The following is a 23,986-nucleotide window of genomic DNA, read 5'->3' on the forward strand; positions in this document are numbered from 1 at the left end:
ACTTGTTTCAGCATCCAACTCTCCCCCCAGCGATACCGCCTGAGGCACATTGGACCCTGAAACAAGTTCAGGGTGACGGCGGGTTTGCGGAACCCGCATGCGAATATCGATACGATCCAACCCTGCGATCTGGCGAACGCAGCGAGTCGTATCGGTTGAAATCCTACATTGAAAGCAGGCTGGTGAGCGCGCGGGAGATGCTGGCGAGGGTGTAGGGCTTTTGCGTCACCAGCGCCTCGGCATGCTCGGGCGGGAGCTTCAATTGTTCGCCATAGCCGGTGGCGAACAGGAAGGGCACGCCGGCGGCGGCAAGGTCGTCGGCGAGGGGCAGGCTGGTCTCGGCACCGAGATTGACGTCGAGCACCGCGGCCTGGAACGCCTCGCGGCCGATCTCGTCGCGGGCCTGGGCGAGCGTGCCGGCGGTGACGACGCGGCGGGCGCCGAGCCGGGTGAGGATATCCTCCGCGTCCATCGCGATGATCAGGCTGTCCTCGACCAGCAGCACCACGCCGGAGAGCAGCTTGGCGACCTCCTCGCCGGCAGTCGGCTGCGGCGTGGGCGCGGGGCCGAGCACGCGGTTTCCGTCGATCTCGATGTGGCGCGCGGGGACGCAGAAACTGGCCTCGAGGCCGGTGAGCGGATAGCAGACGTCCGCCCGGCCGCCCAGGTCATAGGGGATGGAGCGGGTGATGATCGTGGTGCCGAAGCCCTGGCGCTTCGGCGGCTGGACGGCCGGGCCGCCGCGCTCGAACCACTCGATCTCCAGATCGCCCTCGCGATCGAGCTGCCAGACGACGTTGACGGTGCCGTTGTCGGAAAGCGCGCCATATTTGGCCGAATTGGTCATCAGCTCGTGGAAGACGAGGGCAAGCGTGGAGAAGGCCTGGGGGTGCAGCATCACCGCCGGTCCCTCGATCGACACGCGGCCGGCCTTGCCGCCGAGATAGGCGGCGGCTTCGGTCTCGATCAGGCGGGAGAGCGGGGCCGCCGACCAATTGTCCTGGGTGATCTGGTCGTGCGCGCGGGCGAGGCTCTCGATCCGGCCTTCGAGCAGGTGGATGGTTTCGCGCTTGTCCGATTCCGGATCGAGCGACTGGCGAACCAGCCCCCGGATCAGGCTGAGGATGTTGCGGACCCGGTGGTTGAGCTCGGCGATCAGCAGCTCCTGCCGCTCGGAAAAGCGACGGCGCTCCTCCTGGGCATCGTCGCTGAGGCGCAGCACGACTTCGATCAGCGAGGCGCGCAGCATCTCCGCCACGCGCAGCTCGGCGTTGCTGAACGGCTCGGAGCGGCCGCGGACTTCCTGCGACCAGAGTTCGAAGCTCTTGCGCGGGGTGAGGCGCGGGCCGTTGGGGCCGAGCTGGGCGGGCTTGTGCGGATCGCCGGCCCATTTGACCGTGCGGATCTTCTCCTGGCGGAACAGCAGGACATAGTCGCGCGGGCGGCGCGAGATCGGGATCGCCAGCATGCCGGCGGCGACATCGTCATAGTCCGAGGCGGTCGGCAGCGTGTCGGCCAGGCGATCGGTCGAGAAGATCTTGCCAGCGGCCATCGCGTTGAGCCGGCGGGTGATCGCGCTGAACGCCTCGGCCGGCGGGGTCATGCCCGAATAGGCGACCTTGCCGTCGAGCCAGATCGCGACGCCGTCGCACGGCACCGTCTCGCGCATCGTCGTGCCCAGCCATTCGGGATTGTCGAGCAGCGTCGAATCGCCCGCGACCGCGGCGAGCAGCCGGTCGCTGGAGAAGCGTGCGGCCATCTCGTACGCGGCCAGCTCCTTGCGCTCGCGGCTTTCGAGCTTGAGCGCGAACATCTGGCCGAACAGCTCGGCGATCGAGCGGCGCTCGAAGCTGGGGCAGCGGGCCGAATAATGGTGGCAGGCGAACAGGCCCCAGAGCTGGCCCTCGACGATGATCGAGATCGACAGCGAGGCGCCGACGCCCATGTTCTTGAGATATTCGATATGGATCGGCGAGACCGAGCGCAGCACCGAGAGCGACAGGTCGATCGGCGCCCCGGTCTCGTCGAGCCGGGGCAGGACGGGAACCGGCTCGGCATTGACGTCCGCGATGATGCGGAAGGGCGTGCGGACATAGAGCTTGCGCGCCTGTTGCGGGATGTCGCTGGCGGGATAGCGCAGGTCGAGGAAGCTGCCGATGCCGGCACGCGCGGCTTCGGCAACCACCACGCCCGAGCCGTCGCGATCGAAGCGATAGACCATGACGCGGTCGAAGCCGGTAAGCGCGCGGACCTGGCGGGCGCCCTCGCGGTAGAAGCTCGCCGAATCGCTGGTCTCGTCGAGCCGGGCCATCATCGCGCGGATCGCCGAGCCGACATCGGTGGTGGCCTCGTCGCGGCTTTCCTCGCCTTCGAGGACGATCGTGTCGCCGATCATGTGGAGCGCGAAATCGAAGCTGCGGCCGCTGGCGATCTTCAGTCCGAAGACGCGTTCCACCGCGTCATTGCCGCGGAGCATGGCAAGGCGATTGCGCAGCGTGTGGACGGCATGCTCGCCAAGCAAGGGCACCGCGGACGTGCCGAGCAGGTCGTCGGCAGGCGTGCCGAGATATTGCTCGGCGTTGGCGGAGACGCGGCGGATCAGCCAGTCGACCGAGAGCGCGAGCAGGAATCCGAAGGGCTGGACGGCGCCCAGCTCATGAATGGGTTCACGATCGCAATTGGTGAGATCGACCTCGAAATTACTGTCCGTCGCCAATCTCTGCCCTTCTCCAGTTGACCGCTGAACGCTCGAAGGCCGCAAAGGTCGCAGGTGCCGCGGCGATTGCGGTCTCCGGCGCTGCCGGGCTGCGCAGGAGACGGTCTATACCCATCCGTAGTTGCTGCCACTGCCCGGCGCGCTGATCTGCATCAAGATGGGCGCGGGGAAATCCGGCGGGCAGATGCCGGGGGAGGCGCGTCATCCCGGCAATGGGCCGGGATGACGCAAATTGCCGGATCAGGCGAAGACGCGATCGAAGATCACGTCGACATTCTTGTAGTGATAGCCGAGGTCGAACTTGTCCTCGAGCTCCTGCACCGAAAGCGCCGCGGTGACTTCGGGATCGGCCTTGAGCAGTTCGAGCAGCGAGAGCTGGCCGTCCGATTCCCACACCTTCATCGCGTTGCGCTGGACGAGGCGATAGCTGTCCTCGCGGCTGACGCCGGCCTGGGTGAGCGCGAGCAGCACGCGCTGCGAATGGACGAGGCCGCCCATCTTGTTGAGGTTCTTCAGCATGCGCTCGGGATAGACGAGCAGCTTGTCCATCACGCCGGTGAGGCGGGCGAGGGCGAAGTCGAGCGTGATCGTCGCGTCCGGGCCGATATAGCGCTCGACCGAGGAGTGCGAGATGTCGCGCTCGTGCCACAGCGCCACATTCTCCATCGCCGGGACAGTCGCGCTGCGCACCATGCGGGCGAGGCCGGTCAGGTTCTCGGTGAGCACCGGGTTGCGCTTGTGCGGCATCGCCGACGAGCCCTTCTGGCCGGGCGAGAAATATTCCTCGGCCTCGAGCACTTCGGTACGCTGGAGGTGGCGGACCTCGACGGCGAGGCGCTCGATCGACGAGGCGATCACGCCGAGCGTGGCGAAGAACATCGCGTGGCGATCGCGCGGAATCACCTGGGTCGAGACCGGCTCGACCGACAGGCCGAGCTTGTCGGCGACATGCTGCTCCACGCGCGGATCGATATTGGCGAAGGTGCCGACCGCGCCCGAGATCGCGCAGGTGGCGATGTCCGCGCGGGCGGCGAGCAGGCGCTCCTTGTTGCGCTTGAACTCGGCATAGGCCTCGGCGAGCTTGAGGCCGAAGGTGACCGGCTCGGCATGGATGCCGTGGCTGCGGCCGATCGTCGGGGTGAGCTTGTGCTCATAGGCGCGGCGCTTGAGCACTTCGAGCAGCTGGTCGAGATCGGCGAGCAGGATGTCCGACGCACGCGCCAGCTGGACCGCGAGGCAGGTGTCGAGCACGTCCGAGCTGGTCATGCCCTGGTGCATGAAGCGCGCTTCGTCGCCGACCTGCTCGGCCACCCAGGTGAGGAAGGCGATCACGTCATGCTTGGTCACGGCCTCGATCGCGTCGATCGCGGCGACGTCGATCGCCGGGTTGGTCGCCCACCAGTCCCACAGCGCCTTGGCGGCGCTCTTCGGCACCACGCCGAGTTCGGCCAGCGCCTCGGTCGCGTGCGCCTCGATCTCGAACCAGATGCGGAAGCGCGCTTCGGGGGACCAGATCGCGGTCATCTCGGGGCGCGAATAGCGGGGGACCATGGATTTTCCTTTCTCGGGCCGGCGCTGCCGTTGCAGGCGCGCCACAGGGCAAATCAAATGCGACGAGGCGGCACCTAGCAGGGGTAGGCTGAGGCTGCAACGGCTGAAATCCGGAACAACATCCCTAGATAGATTGTTGTTACCGTGAATGGATCAATAGATCTAAAGATGGATGGTTATAATAATCGTCCGAAACAACACAGGAGAATTGCAAATGCTGAAGCCAATGCTTCTTGCTACTTCTATGCTGTTTGCTGTTCCGGCCTTTGCGCAGGAAACGCCCGCGCAGGATAATAGCCAGCCGAAGCAGACTGCCCCCGCTCCGGAACAGGCAACTCCGCCTGTAACCGACGACAAGGCGCCGGGCACTCCGGAACAGGCAGCTACCGCGCAGGCGAATCCGGCTCCGGCCGACCCGTCGACCCAGCCGGCGCAGCCCGCCCAGAGCGTCGCCCAGGATAACGGCTCGGCGGCTCCGGCCCAGCCCGCCACGGGCGTGGCGGAAACCACGAAGCCCGAGGCGACTCCGGCTGCAACGCAGGAGCAGGTCGCCCAGGCGGTGGGCCGCGACTTCGGCAGCTATGACAAGGATGCCGATGGCAAGCTGAACCAGGCCGAGTTCGCCGAATGGATGGGCTCGCTGCGCAAGGCTTCGGAGCCGAGCTTCCAGCCGGGTACCGCCGAGGCGACCAGCTGGTCGAGCCAGGCCTTCACCAGCGCGGACACCGACAAGAACGCGTCGGTGAACAAGCAGGAGCTGACGGTGTTCCTGACGCCGAAGCAGCCCGGCTAATACTTTCGTCGCGCCGCCATACGCATGGCGCTTACTCCCGAACGGCCGTCGGACTTGCCTCCGGCGGCCGTTTGGTTTGGGCGGAATGATGTGGGCCGCTGGTCAGGCGGATCGGCCGGGCGGCGCGACAAGGGCAGGCCCGACGATCTCCACGGCGGGATCGGCAGAGCAAACCAGTTCGAGGCACAGGTCGCTGGTCGCGATGAAATAGCTGAATCGCGGACAATCTCCTGCGCCGAGAAACGCCAGAAAGCTTTCCTGTGACCAAGGGTGACCGGTGGCGCGGAAGGTTGTCTGGCCGGGCCGGGGTGTCGAGGCGGAAGCGTGCCACAGGTCGAGAAGTCCATTCTCATCGAGGACGCGGAATGCGATCACCTCATTGGACGTGACCCGGACCACCCTTTCGCTTTCAATCGAGATGAAGGTCGCTTCGAATTCGTGGTTCGATGCGGGTTGTGTCGGCGGGAGTGCAAGGCACCTTCCGTCCGGATAGGTAACCAGCGGCGATCCTGGGTCGAAATTCAGTCGGCCAAGGGCCAGGGGTTCGTTCTCGACGGGGTGTGCCAGGCTGCGAACTCGATGATCGCGGGGGCATCGGAAACCGAGGTTGCTTCGTCACGCATGCCGCGTTCGTGGCACTGGTCCGACCGGAGGGCAATTGCTGCCGCGTCGTATCGTGTTGTCAGATCAGCCCCTGTCCCCGCAGCGACGCATGCCCGTCGCGACCGATGATGATGTGGTCGTGCACCGATATTCCCAATCCCTTGGCGGCAGTGGCGATCTGGCGGGTTATCTCGATGTCGGCGCGGCTGGGGGAGGGGTCGCCCGAGGGGTGGTTATGGACCAGGATCAGCGCGGCCGAGCCCAGGTCGATCGCGCGGCGGATCACTTCGCGAATATAGACCGCGGCCTCGTCGATCGTGCCTTCGCTCATCAGCTCGTCGCGGATCAGCATGTTCTTCGAATTGAGGTGGAGCACCCGGAAACGCTCGGTGCTGTGGTGCGCCATGTCGGCGCGGAGATAGTCGAGCAGCGCCTGCCAGTTGGACAGCATCGGCCGCTCGGCGACTTCGGCGCGCAGCAGGCGGAGCGCGGCGGCCTGGGTAGCCTTCAAGGCGGCGACGCTGGTCTCGCCCATGCCCTTTACCCGCGCCAGCGCCTCGGCATCGGCGGTGAACAACCCCGCGATGCCGCCGAATTCGTGGAGCAGCGCCTTGGCGAGCGGCTTGGTATCCTGCCGGGGAATCGCCAGCGCGAGCAGATATTCGATCAGCTCGTGATCGAGCAACGCGTCCGGCCCGCCCTCGAACAGGCGGCGGCGCAGGCGCGCGCGGTGACCGCTATTGTCCGGGGCCTCGGGCATCCGCGATTTGTTCCTGCAAATCCACAGTTATTCAAGGCGAGGATTTCGCCGATTTGGCGTTAGAGTTGACTCGCCCGGCCAGCATTCCTAAAGCGCCCGAGCAACGCGGCTGAAACAGTCGGCGATGCTCAATGTCGCCGCTCTCTCGGCGGCTTTTTTCATATCTGGAACGCCTTGACCGCCTTGACCCAAGACCGTGCTCCGAGCGACCTGGACCGCCGCATCGCCGATGCCAAGGCGGCCGAGGCTGCGCGCACCGGCGAGGTCGTCAAGGCGCCTGCCGATGCCAAGGGCTACAAGCAGGGCTCGCGCGTGCTGATGGACCTGATCGGCATGCCGCTCGGCGGTGGTATCCTGGGCTATGCGCTCGACCATTGGCTGGGTACCAGCCCGTGGCTGCTGCTGACCCTGCTCGTGCTGTCGATCGCGGCGGCTTTCCGCAACATCTACAAGATCTCGAAGGAGCGCGTTGAGTGAGCGCCGGCGCAATCAATCCGATGGAGCAGTTCGAGGTCGGCAAGCTGATCAAGTTCGATCTGCTTGGCTACGATCTCTCGTTCACCAACTCGGCCCTGTTCATGTTCGTCGTGGCAGGCCTGCTGTTCGTGTTCATGCTGGGCGGCATGAAGCGCTCGCTGATCCCGGGCAAGTGGCAGCTGATGGCCGAAGGCGCGGTGGGCTTCATCGATTCGATGGTGAACACCAGCATCGGCAAGGGCGGCAAGAAGTTCGCCCCGTACATCTTCTCGCTGTTCTTCTTCATCCTGTTCGCCAACCTGGTGGGCATCCTGCCGCTGGCGGTGGTGCCGGGGCTGCACACCTTCGCGGTGACCAGCCACATCACCGTGACCGCGGTGCTGGCCTTCTTCTCGTTCGGCATCGTCCTCGCGGTCGGCCTCTGGAAGCATGGCTTCAAGTTCTTCGGCCTGTTCGTGCCGCACGGCGCGCCGCTGTGGCTGATGCCGGTCATCATCCCGGTCGAGTTCATCTCGTTCATGGTGCGTCCGTTCTCGCTGGGCCTGCGACTGTTCGTCGCGATGACCGCCGGGCACATCCTGCTCGAGGTGTTCGGCAGCTTCGCCGTGCAGGGCCTCAACGCGGGCGGCATCGGCTATGGCGTGTGGTTCGCATCGATGCTGATGATCATCGGCGTGAGCGCGCTCGAACTGCTGGTCTGCGCGATCCAGGCCTATGTGTTCGCGCTGCTGACCTCGCTTTATCTCCACGACGCGGTGCACCTGCACTAAGTCGCGCTGTTCGTTTGGTTTATTGGATTACGTAGGGAGCTAGAAATGACTGACGTTGGTGCAATGTACATCGGTGCCGGCCTCGCGGCGATCGGCATCGGCCTGGCCGCGCTCGGCGTGGGCAACGTGTTCGGTTCGTTCCTCGAGGGCGCGCTGCGCAATCCGGGCGCAGCTGACGGCCAGCAGGGCCGCCTGTTCATCGGCTTCGCCGGTGCCGAGCTTCTGGGTCTGATCGCGTTCGTCGTCGCGATCCTGATCCTGTTCGTCGTCAAGGGCTAAGGTTCAAGGACAGCCAAGATGCCGCAGCTATCCCAAATCCCTGAGATCTACGCGTCGCAGCTCTTCTGGCTCGCGATCGTGTTTGCGCTCATCTATTTCGGGATCGGCAAGGCGATGGTTCCGAAGATCGAGCGTACGGTCGAAGACCGCAACGCCCGCATCGCCGGGGACCTCGCCGCGGCTGAGGCTGCCCGAGATGCTGCCCACGCGTCCGACGTGGCATATGAGTCCGGGCTGGAATCGGCCCGGACCACTGCCCTCGCGACGGTGACCAAGGCCAAGGACAAGGCGACCGCCAAGTCCGAGGCCGAGGTGAAGAAGGGCGATGCCGCGTCCGAGGCGAAGATCGCCGAGGCTACCGTGCGCATCGAAGCGACCAAGACCCAGGCGCTGGGCGAGATCGAGGCCGAGACGGTGGACGCCGTCCAGGACATCGTCGCCAAGCTCTCGGGCGTGAAGGCCGACCGCGCGTCGGTTACCAAGCAAGTGAAGGCGGCGCTGGCCAATGGCTGAACAACCTCATGGCATGAAGGCGGAGACCGGCACCGTGGAACTTCATCATGAGCCGTCGGCGTTCGGCATCACCGCGCCGGGCTTCGTCGCCATCGCGATGCTCGTGGTGGTCGGTATCATTCTGTGGAAGCGCGTGCCGGCGATGATCGGCAAGATGCTCGACGCCAAGATCGATTCGATCCGCCAGCAGCTCGACCAGGCGACCGCGCTGCGCACCGAAGCGGAGGCCGAGCTGGCCGCGGCCAAGGCGCGCAACGCCTCGAGCGAAGCGGATGCCGCCGCGATCGTCGCCCATGCCGAGGCGGAAGCCGCTGCGCTGCTCAAGAAGGCCGAGGCGGACGCCAAGGAACTGACCAAGCGCCGCGCCAAGATGGCCGAGGACAAGATCGCCGCCGCCGAGCGCGCCGCGATCGCCGAAGTCCGTGCCAAGGCCGCCGATGCCGCCGCCGCGGCTGCCGGCGCGATCATCGCCGAGAAGCACGGCGCCGAAGCGGACAAGGCACTGGTCGACAAGACCATCGCCGGGCTCGGCCGACTGAACTGAGGTGCCGGAAGGGCGCGATTCCAGTTCGGCCCTTCCTCCCGCTGTCGGCAGCGCGTTGCCGCGCGCACAACGGGACCCCGGGCTTGTCGCCCTCCTGATTTCCTTCGCGCTGCTTGCCGCCGCGCTGATCGGCGCGGTGTTCCTGGTACAGGGGCAACGACAGTCGCAGCGCTGGGTGGCGCACACCCTCGAGGTGGAAGAGCAGCTGAGCAGCGTGCTCTCGGTCGTGCAGCAGGCCGAGACCGGCCAGCGCGGCTATCTGATTACCGGCAACGAAGCCTATCTCGAGCCGTTCACGCTTGGCCAGCAGGGCCTGCGCAGCGAACTGGACGAGCTGCACCGGCTGGTGGCCGACAGTCCGGTCGAATCCAAGCGTGCGGCCAGGCTCGACACGCTCGCCACCGAACGGCTTGCCCGGCTTTCCCAGTTCATCGAGATGATCCGGCGCGGGGATACCGCGGGCGTCACCGCCGGGGTGAAGACCGGTGTCGGGCTCAACCAGATGCGGCAGATCCGCGCGCTCATCCTCGAGATGCGCGCGCATGAGGCGGCCTTGCTCGCCGAGCGCAACCGGCACGCCGTGCTGCAGACCAACCTGCTGCTGCTGTGGCTGGCATTGACCGCGATCGGCGTGGCGGTGGTGGCCTTCTTCGTCACGCGCACGGCGATGCGGCGCACCCACGCCGCCGTGCTGGCCCGTGATGCGGCGGAGGCCGCGCACGGCCAGCTGCTCGCGGAGACCGAGCAGCGCGAGGCCGCCGAAGCGCAGCTCCGCCAGCTCGGCAAGATGGAGTCGATCGGCCAGCTGACCGGCGGCATCGCGCACGACTTCAACAACATGCTGGCGATCGTGATCGGATCGCTCGACATGGCCAAGCGGCGGATCCTCAAGGATCCCGCCAAGGCTGCCCAGTCGATCGACAGTGCGCTGCAGGGCGCCGAGCGCGCCGCGCAGCTCACCTCGCGCCTGCTTGCCTTCGCCCGTCGCCAGCCGCTGGCCCCGGCCGCGCTCGACGTGAACCGGCTGGTCGCCGGCATGTCCGAGCTGCTGCGCCGCACGATCGGCGAGACGATCCGCTTCGAGACGGTGCTGGCGGGCGGGTTGTGGCCGGCCTTCATCGATGCGGGGCAGCTCGAGAACGCGCTGGTCAATCTCTGCGTCAACGCGCGCGACGCGATGCCCGAGGGCGGCCGCCTGACGATCGAGACGGCGAACACCCATCTCGACGACGCCTATGCCTCCAGCCACAACGAGGTGGTGCCGGGGCAATATGTGATGGTCTCGGTCACCGACAGCGGCAGCGGCATGCCCGAGGAGGTGATCGAACGCGCCTTCGATCCGTTCTTCTCGACCAAGGAAGTGGGCAAGGGCACCGGGCTGGGGCTCAGCCAGGTCTATGGCTTCGTCAAGCAGTCCGGCGGCCATGTGAAGATCTATTCCGAGATCGGCCATGGCACGATCCTCAAGCTCTATCTGCCGCGCCATTTCGGCGAGGAAGACCGCCGCGCGGTGCCGGCACCCGAGGCCGAGCTGCCGCAGGGCAAGGGCGAAATCATCCTGGTCGTCGAGGACGAGGAGCAGGTGCGGATCATGTCGGTTGATGCGCTGCGCGACCTGGGCTATGTCGTCATCCACGCCTCGGGTCCGACCCAGGCGCTGGCGATGCTCGACGATCATCCGAGCATCGACCTGCTGTTCACCGATATCGTGATGCCCGACATGACCGGCGCGACGCTGGCCGGGCGGGTGCGCGAGCGGCTGCCGCAGGTGCCGGTACTCTACACCACTGGCTATACCCGCAACGCGATCGTGCATAACGGGATGCTCGACCATGACGTCGACTTCCTCGCCAAGCCGTTCAGCATCGGCCAGCTTGCCGCCAAGGTGCGACAGGTGCTCGACCGCGAGGATTGAGCGGGGCGGGCCCGTGCCCGCCCGCTCCTAGAACTGGGTCGGCGCGTGGGTGAACGGGTTGGCCACTGCGGTGCCGCCCTTGCGCAGGCAGGCGAAGTCCATGATCGACTCGTTGATGCTATTCGGCTTCGGCGTCTTGATCTCGTTCAGCGTTTCCGACGGCTCGGTGCGGAGGAATTTGCCCCCCGGCGCATAGAAGCTGTATTCGAGCGTGCGGAAGGTCTTGGCCTGGCAATTGAACTCGGTGCGGATCCTGGCGGCGATGATGCCTTCTCCGATCGGCTGGATATAGACGCTCTCGACATCGCCGATGATCTTGTCGGCAAGCGGGCGCAGGCTGGCCAGGTCGACATAGCTCTGCGTGTTGTCGTTGCCGCCGACATGATACCATTGCTGGGCACCAGCGGGCGAAGCGAGCGGCAGAAGTGCGGCGGCTGCGAGCAGGATGCGCATGACGATTTCCCCCAGGTTGCGTGGCGCCATGCTGCCATGACTCCATTCCGGTGCAAAGAGGCGTGCTGGCCGGGCCGGGCCGGGGACGCTAGGGTAGGGGCATGACCATTCAACGCTGGCTCCAGCTCGCCACCGCGCTCACGGCCCTGCTGCTCGTCTTCATGATCGGGGTCATCTGGCACGGCATGGCGCAGGAGCATCGCCGCGCGAACGACATCGGCGCGCGGACCGAGGCAACGATGAAACGCATCGAGGCGCGGGCGAACGCGCTGGAGAATGCGGCGGGGCGGTAGGCGCAGGGCATTAGCCGGCCGTCCGTTCCGTCATGCTGAACTTGTTTCAGCATCCAACCCTCCACCAACGATATCGCCAGTGGAAAGTTGGACCCTGAAACAAGTTCAGGGTGACGATGGGTTTGCCGAAGCAAACCGCCGACATAACGGGACGGGGCGCGGGGCCCGCCGTGTCACTTCGGCTTGCGGAACTTGTAGATGAACTGGTCGGTCTTGCCGCGGATCTCCGGGGTGAAGACGTTCGCCGTATGCGGGTCGGTGGCGTTGCGCAGCAGCGGCAGTTCGCCTTCGAACTTGAAGCCGACGCTCTCGATCTCGGCGCGGGCGGCGGTGGGATCGATGCGGTGCAGCGTCTGCGGCGCGGCGAAGTCCGGATCGGCGTTGGCGACATGGTCGACCACCAGCAGCACGCCGCCGGGCTTGAGCGAATCATAGAGCTTCTTCGCGATCGCCTTGGCCGAACCCGCGGGCCATGCCTTGAGGTGCATGTCGTGCCAGTTCTGCACCGTCACGATCGCGTCGAGCGGTTCGGGGAAGGCGAAGCTCTGCAGGCTGTCGCTCGACGGCACGACATTGGCGCGGCCTTCCACGGCCGCCTTCTGCTCATCGGCATAGGCCGCGCGGAACTTGATGAACTCGGCGGGCTGGTAGGCATAGACCTTGCCCTTGGCGCCCACCGTCGGCGCAAGGATGCGCGTCCAGTAGCCGCCGCCCATGATGAAGTCGGCGACCTTCTCGCCCGGTGCAATTTCGGCGAAGGCAAGGATCTCGCCGGGGTGGCGGGTGGCGTCTCGATCCTTGTCGGCCTGCGGGCGGCCGGCATCGGCGAGCCCCTTGGCGATGGGGACGGGGACGGTCTGGGCGTGCGCGGCGATCGGGCCGGCCAGCGCGAGCAGCGCGGCGGACAGGGCGAGTTTCATTGGACGACTCTCCTCCATGTGTTTGAGGCGAGCATGACACATTGATGTGGCCGTTCAAGTTGCCTGCGACGAAGGCGGACCCTAAATCCCGTGCGACGATGTCCGATCCCAATTCGCCCAACCGATTCAACGAAGAGACCGCCACCTTCGCCGTGCGCGGCGTCGATGCGCCCGACCTCGAGGCCGGCGTCGCCGCGATCCGCAACGTGCTGAAGACGCTGCCGGCGCGGCCGGGCGTCTATCGGATGCAGGATGCGCGCGGCGATGTGCTCTATGTCGGCAAGGCGCGGGCGCTCAAGAACCGGGTGACCAACTATACCCAGGTCATGCGCCTGTCGAAGCGGCTGCAGCGGATGGTGGCGCAGACGCGGTCGATGACGATCGTCACCACCAACAACGAGGCCGAAGCGCTGCTGCTCGAAGCGCAGCTGATCAAGCGCTTCCGCCCGCCCTACAACGTACTGCTGCGCGACGATAAGTCGTTCCCGTTCATCCTGCTGCGGCGCGACCACGGTTTCCCGCGCATCCAGCTCCACCGCGGCGCGCGCAAGGTGAAGGGCGATTATTTCGGCCCGTTCGCGGGTGCCGGACAGGTGCGCAAGACGCTCAACGCGCTGCAGAAGCTGTTCCTGCTCAGGAGCTGCACCGACAGCTTCTTCAACACGCGCGACCGGCCGTGCCTGCTCTACCAGATCCGCCGCTGCTCGGCGCCCTGCGTCGATCGCATCGAACCGGCTGCCTATGAGGAGCTGGTCGATGACGCGCGCGACTTCCTGATGGGCAAGTCGACCAAGGTGCAGGCCAAGCTCGGCGCGCAGATGCAGGACGCGGCGGAAGCGCTCGATTTCGAGCTGGCGGCGATCCTGCGCGACCGGCTGAAGGCGCTGACCTTCATCCAGGGCAGCCAGGCGATCAATGCCGAGGGGGTGGGCGATGCGGATATCTTCGCGCTCGCCAGCAAGAGCGGCGTGATGGGAATCCAGGCCTTCTTCATCCGCGGCGGCCAGAATTGGGGGCATCGCAGCTTCTTCCCGGCGCACACCAACGAGGTGTCCGAGGACGAGGTGCTCGCCGCGTTCCTGATGCAATTCTACGAGGAAGTGCCGCCACCGAAGACGATCTTCGTCGATCGCGACCTGGAGGAAGCGGCGCTGCTCGCCGAAGCCCTGCGGGAACGTGCCGGGCACAAGGTGGCGCTGGGCGTGCCGCAGCGCGGGCCGCGCCGCCGCCTGCTCGACCAGGCAAAGCGCAATGCCGTGGAAGCGCTCGACCGGCGGCTGGCCGAGGGGACGACCCAGGCCAAGCTGCTCGCCGAAGTGGCAGACCTCTTCGAGCTGCCCGAGCCGCCCGAGCGGATCGAGGTCTACGACAACTCGCACATCCAGGGCACCAATGCGCTGGGCGCGATGGTGGTGGCGGGGCCCGAGGGCTTCCAGAAGAACCAGTATCGCAAGTTCAACATCAAGCGGCCCGAGACCGTGGCCGGCGACGATTACGGGATGATGCGCGAAGTGCTCAGCCGGCGCTTCGCCCGCGCGGTGGAGGAGGATCCGGACCGGCAGGGCGGCACCTGGCCGGACCTGGTGCTGCTCGACGGCGGGCGCGGGCAGTTGAATGCCGCCAGGGCGGTGCTCGAGGAGCTGGGCATCGAGGATGTCTGCCTGGTCGGTGTCGCCAAGGGACCGCATCACGGGCGCGAGGGCCGTGAGGTGTTCCACCTGATGGACGGGCGCGAGCTGATGCTGCCGGTCAATTCGCCCTTGCTGTTCTATCTCCAGCGGCTACGCGACGAGGTGCACCGCTTCGCGATCGGCGCGCACCGCGAGAAGCGCGCCAAGGCGATCGGGGCGAGTCCGCTCGACGAGGTTCCGGGCATCGGCCCGGCGCGCAAGAAGGCGCTGCTGATGCATTTCGGCACGGCCCGCGCGGTGCGCTCGGCGAGCCTGGAGGACCTGCAAAAGGCGCCGGGGGTCAGCGCCGGCGTGGCGCAGCAGGTCTATGATTATTTCCACGCGCGCTGAGCTGGAAACACTAAAGCACCATTTCTGCACAGATAATCCGCCCATCCTCGCTTGTGGCGGCAAGGCGGCGCGCTAGATTTCCCATCAAATTCGGGGGGATCATCTTGCGTACCATTCTGTCGTCGTTCGCGCTCGCCCTGCTGGCGGGCACTGCCCATGCCAGCGACCAGCCGCTGTACCAGCCGGCGCCCGCCTGGGTGCAGCCGGCCCCGGCGATCGACATCAAGGCGGTGACCGCCGACGATCCCATGATCCTGCGCATCGACCAGCAGCAGAAGCTGCAGGGCGACGAAGTCTGGGCCTATGCCGACATGATGCTCCACATCGCGTCGCCGGAGGTCCTCACCCAGGCGGGCACGCTGCAATTCCCCTGGGAGCCGACCAGCGGCGACCTGATCGTCCACAGCGTGGAGATCCTGCGCGGCGGCGAGACGATCGATGTGCTCAAGGCCGGGCAGAAATTCACCGTGCTGCGCCGCGAGCAGATGCTCGAACGCGCGCAGATGAACGGGCTGCTCACTGCGACCATGGCGGTGGAGGGGCTGCGCGTGGGCGATGTGCTGCGCGTCGTGATCTCGACGGTGCGTCGAGACCCCGCGCTGGGTGGCCGGCTGCAGACCATGGCACCGCTGATCGCCGCGCCCGCGCCGGTGAAATATGGTCATCTCCGGGTGATCTGGCCCGAGGCGATGAAGGTGAACTTCAAGTCGCAATATCTGCCCGACACCTTCGTGCCGATCAGCCATGACGGCTTTCGCGAGATCGGCGTGCTGATGCCGTTCCCGGAACCGGAGGAAGTACCGGGCGACGCGCCGCTGCGCTTCCGCCCGTTGCCGCTGTTCGAGGCGACGACCTTTGCCGGCTGGGAGGAAGTGTCGCGGACGATGGCGCCGCTCTACAAGACCGATGGCACGATCGCGCCCGACGGCCCGATCGCCGCCGAAGTGGCGAAGATCGCGGCCGCTTCGAGCGATCCGCGCACCCGTGCGGCGATGGCGCTGCAGCTGGTGCAGGAGCAGGTGCGCTACCTCTATCGCGGCATGGACGGCGGCAATTATGTGCCGCAGACGCCGGCCCAGACCTGGACGCTGCGCTATGGCGACTGCAAGGCGAAGACGCTGCTGCTGACCGCGCTGCTGCGCGCGCTGGGGATCGAGGCCGAGCCCGCGCTGGTCAATGCGACGCTGGGCGACAATGTGCCCAACCGGATGCCGGCGCCGTCCGCCTTCGACCATGTGATCGTTCGCGCGACGATCGGCGGGCAGGTGCTGTGGCTTGACGGCACGGCGCTGGGCAGCCGCCAGGCCGACCTCGATGACGTGCCGCCGTTCCGCAACGCGCTGCCGCTGCGGGTGGCGGGCGCCGGGCTGGAGAAGATGCCGCTGCGCGCCAATGCCCGGCCCGATGCCTCGGTCGATGTCGAGCTGGACGGGCGCGCCGGCGTAAACCTGCCCGCGCCCTTCACGCTGCGCGCCGAGTTGCGCGGGCAGAGCGCGATGATGCTCCGCTTCTCCGCGCAGATGGGCAAGGAGAAGGCCGCCGAGATGGCGGATGCCACGGTCGGCCAATATGTCGCCAACGCTCAGGTCAGCGAACGCAATGTGCGCTATGACGAGGCGAGCGGCGCGACGATCCTCACCGCGTCGGGCATTTCCTCGCCGGGCTGGACGAAGGCGGATGGCCGTTATCGGCTGGGCCTCGATACCGCGGTGAGCAGCGTCGAGTTCGCCCCCGACCGCAGCAAGCCCGAATGGGCCGCGATCCCGGTGAGCAGCGGCGACCCCGGCAGCACGCGCGTTCGCACCCGCATCCGCCTGCCCGGAAGCGGCGCCGGCTTCGTACTCGAAGGCGACCAGACGCTGCCCGCCAGCCTGGCCGGGGCGGCGCTGAGCCGCAACGTCCAGCTTGCCGGCGAATGGGTGACGGTGGAGGATCGTGCCACCACCGGCGTGCGCGAGATCGCGTCCGGCGACATCCCGACAGTGCGCGCGCAGGTGGATGCGGCCAAGCTGCGGTTGCTCAAGCTCGACGCGCCCGAGGATACGCCGCCCTATTGGAAGGCGATCGCGCCGGCGCGGGCAGGCAAGCTGCTCGATCCGGTACTGGCGGTCTATGCCAAGCGCATCGCCGACAAGCCCAACGAAGTGGAAGGCTATTCGGCCCGCGCGACCTTCCTCGAGAGCATCTATGACCGCAAGGCGGCGCTGGTCGATGTCGACAAGGTGATCGCGCTGGCCCCGAGCGCCGACAATTATCTGTGGCGCGCCCGGCTGCGGATGGCGCTTGGTGACGACGTCAAGGCGCTGGAGGACATGAAGAAGGCCCGCGCGCTCGAGCCGGGCTCGGCGGCGGCGCTCGACGGCTATGCCCGGCTTCGCGCGGATCATGGCGGTGCCGACGAGGCGCTGGCACTGGTCGCCGAGCGGATGAAGACCGCGGGCAAGGACAGGAACGACCTGTTGATGCTGCAGTCGAGCCTGCTCGGCGATGCCGGCAAGCCGACCGAGGCCGTTGCGGCGATCGACGCGGCGATCAAGGCGACCCCGGGCAATCCTTCGCTGCTCAACCAGCGCTGCTGGATCAAGGGTACGCTCAACGTCGCGCTCGACACCGCGCTCAAGGACTGCACCAAGGCGATCGAGCTGGCCGACTCTTCGGCGGCCATCCTCGACAGCCGCGGGCTGGTCTATTTCCGGCTCGGACGGATGGACGATGCGATTGCCGATTTCGACGCGGCGCTCGACCAGGCGCCGGGCATGGCGGCAAGCCTCTACATGCGCGGGGTGATCAGGACGAAGACCGGCGCGCCCGGTGCGGCCGACGATCTCGCCGCCGCGCGGATGATCTCTCCGCGCATCGACGAGGATTATGCGAAGTACGGGATCAAGCCCTGATGCGGCCCGGGATGCGGTGGGGCGTTGGCTAAATCTTCACGCCCCTGCGTTAAAGGGGCGGAATGGCTACCCGGGTCTTCATCACGATCGACACCGAGATCATGTGGCGACACCATGTCGCCGGTCTCGATGTCGATACGATCGTCCAGCGTTCGCTGGAGCCCGCCAATGTGGGGGTCGGCTGGCAGCTGGAGCAGCTGGCGCAGCACGGGCTCAAGGCCTGCTTCTTCGTCGATCCTATGCCGGCGCTGGTCTATGGCCTCGACCCGATCAAGCGCGTGGTCGGCGCGATCCTGGAGGCCGGGCAGGAAGTACAGCTGCACCTCCATCCCAACTGGACCGGGGCGCATGCCGGAGACGGCGGCGCGACCTATGGCGCGTTCGAGCTGATCGACTACAGCTTCGAAGAGCAGGTGAAGCTGATCGAAGGCGCGTCCGACATGCTGGTCGCGGCGGGCGCGCAGGAGCCGGTGGCGTTCCGCTCGGGCAGCTATTCGGCGAGCGACGACACGCTGGGCGCGCTGGCGCAGCTCGGCTTCGTCTATGACAGCAGCCATAACGGCTCCGAGCATCCCTGGCCGAGCGCGATCAACCTGGGTCCGCGCCAGATCGCGCCGATCGAGCATCGCGGGATCGTCGAGGTTCCAGTGACCCTGATCGAGGATCGCGCCGGGCATTTGCGCCATTTCCAGATCTGCGCGCTCTCGGCGGGCGAGATGCGTGCGGCGCTCGACCATGCCGTGGTGCGCAGCCATTCGGCAGTCACGATCGTCAGCCATGGGTTCGAGCTTGCAAATCGCGCCGGGACGCGGCCTAACGCTGTCCATGTACGGCGCTTTCAGGCGCTGTGCCGCATGTTGGCCAGCCGCCGGGGGGTGTTGGTGACCGAACATTTCGCAGACCGTCCGCGCATGGCGCTGGGCCAGGACGACGCACCGCTCGGGCCGAGCCTGCTCCGCACGCGCTGGCGCCAGGCCGAGCAGCTCTGGTCGAACCTGGTCGAGGAGCGTGCCGCGTGAACGCGATGAGCGAAGTCACCGCCGAAATGCCGCAGGCAAAGCCGACCAGCCTCAAGTTCGAGATCGGCGCCCGCACGCTGGCGACGATCCAGCGCGCGCTGGTGCGCCTGCCGCTGACGCTCGACGAGGCCCGGGCGGACCGGTTGCCGGTGCTGCCCCAGCTGCCGCGCGAGGCGCATGGCTATGTCGTTACCTCGCTGCCCGAGCATCTGGTGCCGGGGCTGGTCAAGGCATCGGGCGACATGCTGCCCTTCATCCGCCAGCGCTACACGCGCTACTTCACCGAGTTCGGCATCGGCTTCGATGCGTGGTGGAACGGGCTGTCGTCCAACGCGCGCCAGGGCATCAAGCGCAAGGCGAAGAAGATCGCGGCCGAGAGCGGTGGCGAGCTCGACGTGCGGGTCTTCCGCGACGCGCATGAGCTGGAGGCATTCCATGACGTCGCCCGGCGGATCTCGCTGCGCACCTACCAGGAGCGTCTGCTCGGCTCGGGCCTGCCCGACAGCGCCGAGTTCATCGCGACGATGCTGGCGCAGGGCGCGGCGGGGCAGGTCCGCGCCTGGCTGCTCTACATCGCGGGCGAGCCGGCGGCCTATCTCTATTGCCCGGTGATCGAGGGCGGCGTGGTGATCTATGCCTATGTCGGGCATGATCCGGCGTTCAACGACCTGTCGCCGGGCGCGGTGCTCCAGCTCGAGGCGATGCGCGACCTGTTCGAGGAAGGCGCGTTCGCGCGCTTCGACTTCACCGAGGGCGAAGGCCAGCACAAGCGCCAGTTCGCCACCGGCGGCGTGGACTGTGTCGACCTGTTCCTGCTGCGCCCCTCGCTCGCCAACCGGGTGACGATGGCCGCGCTGGGCGGGTTCAACCGCGGGGTCGCGGGCGTGAAGGCGCTGGTGAAGCGCGCCGGGCTGGAGAAAGCGGCGAAGAAGGTGCGGCGGGGGTGATTGCTCGGTCATGCCGGCCTTGAGCCGGGATCCCGCTTCTTCTTTCCGAGGGCTCGACAGCGGGACCCCGGCTCGAGGCCGGGGTGACGGTTGGAGTTAGGCGGGCTAATCCCGTTGCAATGCATCTCCGCGCCGAAGCCATCATCCTCTCCGTTCGCGCGCATGGCGAGCATGGGGCGATTGTGCGGGCGTTCACCGAAGCCGACGGCGTGCAGCCGGGCTATGTCCGCGGCGGGCATGGCCGGACGCTGCGGCCGGTGCTGCAGCCGGCCAACCTCGTCCATGGCGAATGGCGCTCGCGGACCGAGGACGCGCTGCCCGGGCTGACGGTGGAGCTGCTCCATAGCCGTGCCGCGATGTTCTCCGAGGCCTTGCCGGCCGCCGCCTTCCAATGGGCGACCGCCCTCAGTGCCTTCGCCCTGCCCGAGGGGCTGCCCTATCCGCGGCTCTATTCCGCGCTCGACGGCGTGCTGGCGGCGATCGAGGCGGCGCCGGCGGCGCGCGGCTGGGCAGTGGCGTTGGTCCGCTACGAGCTGCTGCTGCTCGCCGAGCTCGGCTTCGGTCTCGACCTTGAGCATTGCGCCGCCACCGGCCGTAACGACGACCTCGCCTATGTCAGCCCCAAGAGCGGCATCGCGGTCAGTCGGCTGGGCGCGGAGGGCTATGAGAACCGGCTGCTCCGCCTGCCGCGCTTCCTGGTCGAGGGCGGCGAGGCGGCATGGGACGATATCCTCGACGGATTGAAGCTCACCGGCCATTTCCTCGAGCGCGATGTGCTGATCGGAAAGGGTGCCGAGCTGCTTGCCGCCCGCGCAAGGCTGGTCGACCGGTTGAAGCGCGCTGTTGCCTAAGCGCCACAACAGCGGCAAAGCGGGCGCCGTAGACGTGGGAGCTTGCATTGCCGCTGATTGCTGTTCTTCCCGGTGACGGGATCGGTCCGGAAGTTACGCGCGAGGCGCGCCGGGTTCTGGAAGCCTTGGCCCTGGGCCTCGATTTCGAGGAGGCGCCGGTCGGCGGCGCGGCCTATCTGCTCACCGGACGGCCGCTCCCCGAGGAAACCCTCGCCCTCGCCAAGAAGGCCGATGCCGTGCTGTTCGGCGCGATCGGCGATCCGCGCTTCGAGGCGCTGGAGCGCCGCCTGCGCCCCGAAGCGGCGCTGCTCGGCATCCGCCGCGAACTGGGCCTGTTCGCCAATATCCGCCCCGCGACGCTGTTCCCGGCGCTGGCCGACGCCTCGCCGCTAAAGCCCGAAGTGGTGGCGGGCCTCGACCTGGTCATCGTCCGCGAACTGGTCGGCGACGTCTATTTCGGCGAGAAGGGCCGCCGGCAGACGCCCGAGGGCCTGCGTCAGGGCTTCGACATCATGAGCTACAATGAGATCGAGGTGGAGGCGATCGCCCGCGTCGGCTTCGAAATGGCCAAGCGCCGCAAGAAGAAGCTCTGCTCGGTCGACAAGGCGAACGTGCTCGAGACGTCGCAGCTGTGGCGCGACGTGGTCAACGAGCTGTCGACCGAATATCCCGACGTGCAGCTGACGCACATGTATGTCGACAATGCCGCCATGCAGCTGGTGCGCGCGCCCGCGGCGTTCGACGTGATCGTCACCGGCAATCTGTTCGGTGACATCCTCTCCGACCAGGCGAGCATGTGCGCCGGCTCGATCGGCATGCTGCCCTCGGCCTCGCTGCGCGCGTGGAGCGGAGACAATGGCATGTACGAGCCGATCCACGGCTCGGCACCCGACATCGCCGGACAGGGCAAGGCCAATCCCTGCGGCGCGATCCTCTCGGCGGCGATGCTGCTGCGCCATTCGCTCGGCAATGAGGAAGCGGCGCTCAAGGTCGAGCGCGCGGTCGGCGAGGCGCTTGCCAAGGGCGCGCGCACGGCCGATCTGGGCGGGTCGATGTCGACCAGCGAGATGGGTGACGCGGTGCTCAAGGAGCTCGTGTGATCCCTGCGCAGCTCGAGCTTGCGGTCGTCATCCCGACCTTCAACGAGCGTGCGAACGTGCCGTTGCTGATCGAGAAGCTCGATGCGGCGCTTGCGGGACGGAACTGGGAAGCGATCTTCGTCGACGACAACAGCCCGGACGGGACGGCGGATGCCGCCCGCGAGCTGGGGCGTCGCGATCCGCGCGTGCGGGTGATCCAGCGGATCGGCAGGCGTGGGCTGTCGAGCGCGTGCATCGAGGGGATGTGCGCCACCGCCGCGCCGTTCGTCGCGGTGATCGACGGCGACCTGCAGCATGACGAGACGCTGCTGCCCAACATGCTCGACGCGCTGGAAGGCGATGACGCGCTCGACGTGGTGATCGGTTCGCGCTTCGTCGATGGCGGCGGCACCGGCGAATGGGACGAGGAGCGCGTGGCGAAGTCGGCGCTCGCGACCAGGCTCTCGCGCAAAGTGCTCAAGGCCGATCTGTCGGACCCGATGAGCGGCTTCTTCATGATCCGCACCGGCATCGTCCGCGACCTGGTGCCGACGCTCTCGGCGATCGGCTTCAAGATCCTGCTCGACATCATGACGGCGTCGCACCGGCCGCTGAAGTTCCTGGAGCTGCCGTACGTGTTCCGCACCCGGGCATTGGGCGAGTCCAAGCTCGATTACGTCGTGGCGATGGAATATCTGATCGCGCTGTACGACCGGATGTTCGGGCGCGTCGTGCCGGTGCGCTTCGTGATGTTCTCCGGCATCGGCGCGCTGGGCGCCGGGGTGCATTTCCTGGTGCTGGCGCTGTTCTTCCGCGGGATGGCCTGGCCGTTCGTCGGCGCGACGATCCTGGCGACCGTGATCGCGATGACCTTCAACTTCTTCCTCAACAACGCGCTCACCTATCGCGAGCAGCGCTTGAAGGGGCCCGGGCCGCTGCTGGCCGGCTGGGCGAGCTTCTGCGTGGTGTGCGGCGTTGGCGCGGCGGCCAATGTCGGCGTCGCGGCGTTCCTGCACAACGTCCAGCACGGCGACTGGCGCTTCGCGGCGCTTGCGGGAATCGCGGTGGCGGCGGTGTGGAACTTCGCGCTGTCGTCGCGCTTCGTCTGGGGGCGGTACTGACCTCATCCCCCCCTGAAAGGGAGGGGAGTGTCAGCCTACCGCCAGCTGCCCAGCCACATCCAGTGGGTGAACCCCTGGCTGTCGGCCAGCGGCGCGCCCGAGAGGATCGGGTAGAAATAGCCGAACACCAGCAGCGACAGCGCGGCGAACCATTCCTCCCAGCCGCGGTTCCGGCCGCGATCGAAATGCTGGAAGGCGATCGGGATCGCCATGCACAGGAAGATGCTGCTCGGATGGTAATAATAGAAGAAGCCGATCGACTTGGGGATCACGACATAGATCGCCAGGCTCCCGGTCCATAGCAGCGCCACCGACAGCGGCTTGATCGCCTTGTCCCGGAACCACGCCCAATAGCAGGCGGCGACCGCGACCAGCCCGCCCCACAGGATCAGCGGATTGCCGATCAGCAGAACGCCGCGCTGTGCACCGCGATCCCATTCATAGAAATACCAGATCGGCCGCAGCATCAGCGGCCAGCTCCACCAGCTCGACTGATAGGTGTGGTGCGGCAGGATCTGGGTCTGCATTTGCCACATGTGGATCTGCTGGCTGAACAGGCCCCCAAGCGAAGTCAGCGGATCGGTGGTGTAGAAGAAGGCGGGCGTGAAGGTGAGGAAATAGGTGACCACGCTCACCACGCCCATCGCCAGGATCGCCGGGATGGCGGGCAGGCCGGCCCAGTGGCGCTGGTCCTTGCCCGAAAGTGCCGAGAGGATCGGTTTCTTCGCCAGCCGCGCGTCGCGGGCGCGGATGACGAGGAAGGAGAGGGCCGCGAGCACGATATAGGGTACGCCCGCCCATTTGACCGCGGTGACGCAGCCGAGCAGCGCGCTGCCCGCGATCCAGCGCCACCAAACCGCCTTGCCTGTGCCCTGCATCGCCCAGAGCAGCATCACGATCGCCCAGACGAGGAAGGCGCCGAGGAAGATGTCGAGCATGCCGGTGCGCGCCTGGACGTACACCGTCTGGTTGAGCATCGTCAGCACCGCGCCGACCACCGCCGCGCGCATGTTGCCGACGAGCAGCCACAGGAAGGCGAACACGCCGAGCACGGTCGCGGTGCCGAACAACGTCGAGGCGATGCGCCAGCCGAACGGGTTGTCACCGAGCAGCGCCATGCCGGCGGCGATCAGCTCCTTGCCGAGCATCGGATGCTCGACATTGCGCGGGCCTGACAGGTCGAGCAGCGCCTGCGCCGCGGGCAGATAATGCACCTCGTCGAACATGATGACGCTGGGCTGGTCGAGATGGACCAGGAACAGCGCCTGGGCGACAATGGCGAGCAGCAGGGCGACGAGCCAGGGGCGGGTGCCAAGGGCCTTGAGGCGATCGAGCATGGCGCGTTGGATAGCCGACCGTTTCGTGGCCGTCATGCTGAACTTCGCACCCGTATTTGATCGCTCCCCGGCGAAAGCCGGGGGCCAGGGTTTCTCTGCCGGATCGCCCGTGACCCTGGGCCCCGGCTTT

At 67.0% G+C, this 23,986-nt stretch carries 22 protein-coding genes; 15 read left to right on the forward strand and 7 right to left on the reverse strand.

Annotation, left to right across the window (positions count from 1 at the left end; all coding sequences use genetic code 11):
• Positions 1-163: 163 nt before the first annotated feature.
• Together AC1RJ5_RS18090 and purB are read right to left on the reverse strand one after the other, a co-directional pair.
• On the reverse strand, positions 164-2,716 hold the full coding sequence (locus AC1RJ5_RS18090; protein ID WP_493114890.1) for an HWE histidine kinase domain-containing protein: 2,553 nt from the start codon (positions 2,714-2,716) through the stop codon (positions 164-166).
• 240 nt (positions 2,717-2,956) lie between these two features.
• Positions 2,957-4,267 (reverse strand): adenylosuccinate lyase, encoded by a 1,311-nt coding sequence (gene purB, locus AC1RJ5_RS18095; protein WP_184169049.1) that lies wholly within the window; start codon positions 4,265-4,267, stop codon positions 2,957-2,959.
• Positions 4,268-4,511: 244 nt separating this feature from the next.
• Between purB and AC1RJ5_RS18100 the strand changes: the two genes are divergently transcribed.
• Positions 4,512-5,060: an EF-hand domain-containing protein gene (locus AC1RJ5_RS18100; protein WP_493114893.1), complete on the forward strand. Its 549-nt coding sequence runs from the start codon at positions 4,512-4,514 to the stop codon at positions 5,058-5,060.
• 102 nt (positions 5,061-5,162) lie between these two features.
• Here the strand turns inward: AC1RJ5_RS18100 and AC1RJ5_RS18105 are convergent, their stop codons facing one another.
• Both AC1RJ5_RS18105 and radC read right to left on the reverse strand, forming a co-directional pair.
• Positions 5,163-5,459, reverse strand: coding sequence for a hypothetical protein (locus AC1RJ5_RS18105; protein WP_493114895.1), 297 nt, complete (start codon positions 5,457-5,459; stop codon positions 5,163-5,165).
• A 283-nt stretch (positions 5,460-5,742) separates the two neighbouring features.
• Positions 5,743-6,423 carry a RadC family protein gene (gene radC, locus AC1RJ5_RS18110; RefSeq protein WP_269572743.1) on the reverse strand — a complete coding sequence of 227 codons (681 nt, stop codon included), beginning with the start codon at positions 6,421-6,423 and terminating at the stop codon, positions 5,743-5,745.
• 174 nt (positions 6,424-6,597) lie between these two features.
• On the opposite strand from radC, the gene AC1RJ5_RS18115 reads away from it, so the two are divergent.
• The 6 genes from AC1RJ5_RS18115 (at position 6,598) to AC1RJ5_RS18140 (ending at position 10,921) form a co-directional block, all read left to right on the forward strand.
• Positions 6,598-6,900 carry an AtpZ/AtpI family protein gene (locus tag AC1RJ5_RS18115; protein WP_446745967.1) on the forward strand — a complete coding sequence of 101 codons (303 nt, stop codon included), beginning with the start codon at positions 6,598-6,600 and terminating at the stop codon, positions 6,898-6,900.
• Complete coding sequence (locus tag AC1RJ5_RS18120) at positions 6,897-7,670, forward strand: F0F1 ATP synthase subunit A (protein ID WP_342249553.1); 774 nt, start codon at positions 6,897-6,899, stop codon at positions 7,668-7,670. Before AC1RJ5_RS18115 ends, AC1RJ5_RS18120 begins: the two co-directional genes overlap by 4 nt.
• Positions 7,671-7,733: 63 nt before the next feature.
• Entirely contained in the window at positions 7,734-7,949 is a 216-nt protein-coding gene (locus tag AC1RJ5_RS18125) for a F0F1 ATP synthase subunit C (RefSeq protein WP_086130767.1), read from the forward strand.
• Positions 7,950-7,967: 18 nt separating this feature from the next.
• Positions 7,968-8,462 carry a F0F1 ATP synthase subunit B family protein gene (locus tag AC1RJ5_RS18130; RefSeq protein WP_269572742.1) on the forward strand — a complete coding sequence of 165 codons (495 nt, stop codon included), beginning with the start codon at positions 7,968-7,970 and terminating at the stop codon, positions 8,460-8,462.
• Entirely contained in the window at positions 8,455-9,006 is a 552-nt protein-coding gene (locus AC1RJ5_RS18135; protein WP_184169043.1) for a F0F1 ATP synthase subunit B family protein, read from the forward strand. Before AC1RJ5_RS18130 ends, AC1RJ5_RS18135 begins: the two co-directional genes overlap by 8 nt.
• A gap of 55 nt (positions 9,007-9,061) precedes the next feature.
• A complete protein-coding gene (locus AC1RJ5_RS18140; RefSeq protein WP_342249552.1) occupies positions 9,062-10,921 on the forward strand; it encodes a CHASE3 domain-containing protein in 1,860 nt (619 codons plus the stop codon).
• 27 nt (positions 10,922-10,948) lie between these two features.
• Here AC1RJ5_RS18140 and AC1RJ5_RS18145 read toward each other — a convergent pair whose 3' ends face one another.
• Positions 10,949-11,404 (reverse strand): surface-adhesin E family protein, encoded by a 456-nt coding sequence (locus tag AC1RJ5_RS18145; protein ID WP_493114899.1) that lies wholly within the window; start codon positions 11,402-11,404, stop codon positions 10,949-10,951.
• A 71-nt stretch (positions 11,405-11,475) separates the two neighbouring features.
• On the opposite strand from AC1RJ5_RS18145, the gene AC1RJ5_RS18150 reads away from it, so the two are divergent.
• Positions 11,476-11,667, forward strand: a complete 192-nt coding sequence (locus AC1RJ5_RS18150; protein WP_269572738.1) for a hypothetical protein — start codon at positions 11,476-11,478, stop codon at positions 11,665-11,667.
• Between the two features lie 173 nt (positions 11,668-11,840).
• Here the strand turns inward: AC1RJ5_RS18150 and AC1RJ5_RS18155 are convergent, their stop codons facing one another.
• Positions 11,841-12,587 carry a class I SAM-dependent methyltransferase gene (locus AC1RJ5_RS18155; protein WP_342249550.1) on the reverse strand — a complete coding sequence of 249 codons (747 nt, stop codon included), beginning with the start codon at positions 12,585-12,587 and terminating at the stop codon, positions 11,841-11,843.
• 98 nt (positions 12,588-12,685) lie between these two features.
• Between AC1RJ5_RS18155 and uvrC the strand changes: the two genes are divergently transcribed.
• From uvrC to AC1RJ5_RS18190, 7 genes are all read left to right on the forward strand, one after another.
• The gene (gene uvrC, locus AC1RJ5_RS18160) at positions 12,686-14,608 is read left to right on the forward strand and encodes an excinuclease ABC subunit UvrC (RefSeq protein WP_493114901.1); all 1,923 of its coding nucleotides are present in this window, start codon (positions 12,686-12,688) and stop codon (positions 14,606-14,608) included.
• Between the two features lie 104 nt (positions 14,609-14,712).
• Entirely contained in the window at positions 14,713-17,502 is a 2,790-nt protein-coding gene (locus AC1RJ5_RS18165; RefSeq protein ID WP_493114903.1) for a DUF3857 domain-containing protein, read from the forward strand.
• A gap of 62 nt (positions 17,503-17,564) precedes the next feature.
• Positions 17,565-18,521 (forward strand): polysaccharide deacetylase family protein, encoded by a 957-nt coding sequence (locus AC1RJ5_RS18170; RefSeq protein ID WP_493114905.1) that lies wholly within the window; start codon positions 17,565-17,567, stop codon positions 18,519-18,521.
• A 5-nt stretch (positions 18,522-18,526) separates the two neighbouring features.
• A complete protein-coding gene (locus AC1RJ5_RS18175) occupies positions 18,527-19,468 on the forward strand; it encodes a GNAT family N-acetyltransferase (RefSeq protein ID WP_493115814.1) in 942 nt (313 codons plus the stop codon).
• Positions 19,469-19,587: 119 nt separating this feature from the next.
• Positions 19,588-20,319, forward strand: a complete 732-nt coding sequence (recO, locus tag AC1RJ5_RS18180) for a DNA repair protein RecO (RefSeq protein ID WP_493114907.1) — start codon at positions 19,588-19,590, stop codon at positions 20,317-20,319.
• A gap of 47 nt (positions 20,320-20,366) precedes the next feature.
• Positions 20,367-21,419 carry a 3-isopropylmalate dehydrogenase gene (leuB, locus tag AC1RJ5_RS18185; RefSeq protein ID WP_269572732.1) on the forward strand — a complete coding sequence of 351 codons (1,053 nt, stop codon included), beginning with the start codon at positions 20,367-20,369 and terminating at the stop codon, positions 21,417-21,419.
• Positions 21,419-22,519: a glycosyltransferase gene (locus tag AC1RJ5_RS18190; RefSeq protein WP_493115816.1), complete on the forward strand. Its 1,101-nt coding sequence runs from the start codon at positions 21,419-21,421 to the stop codon at positions 22,517-22,519. Before leuB ends, AC1RJ5_RS18190 begins: the two co-directional genes overlap by 1 nt.
• Positions 22,520-22,554: 35 nt before the next feature.
• On the opposite strand, the gene AC1RJ5_RS18195 is transcribed toward AC1RJ5_RS18190, so the two are convergent.
• Positions 22,555-23,856, reverse strand: a complete 1,302-nt coding sequence (locus AC1RJ5_RS18195; RefSeq protein WP_493114910.1) for a phospholipid carrier-dependent glycosyltransferase — start codon at positions 23,854-23,856, stop codon at positions 22,555-22,557.
• Positions 23,857-23,986 lie beyond the last annotated feature (130 nt).

The organism is Sphingomonas sp. GW822-FHT03G08, from assembly GCF_058801135.1.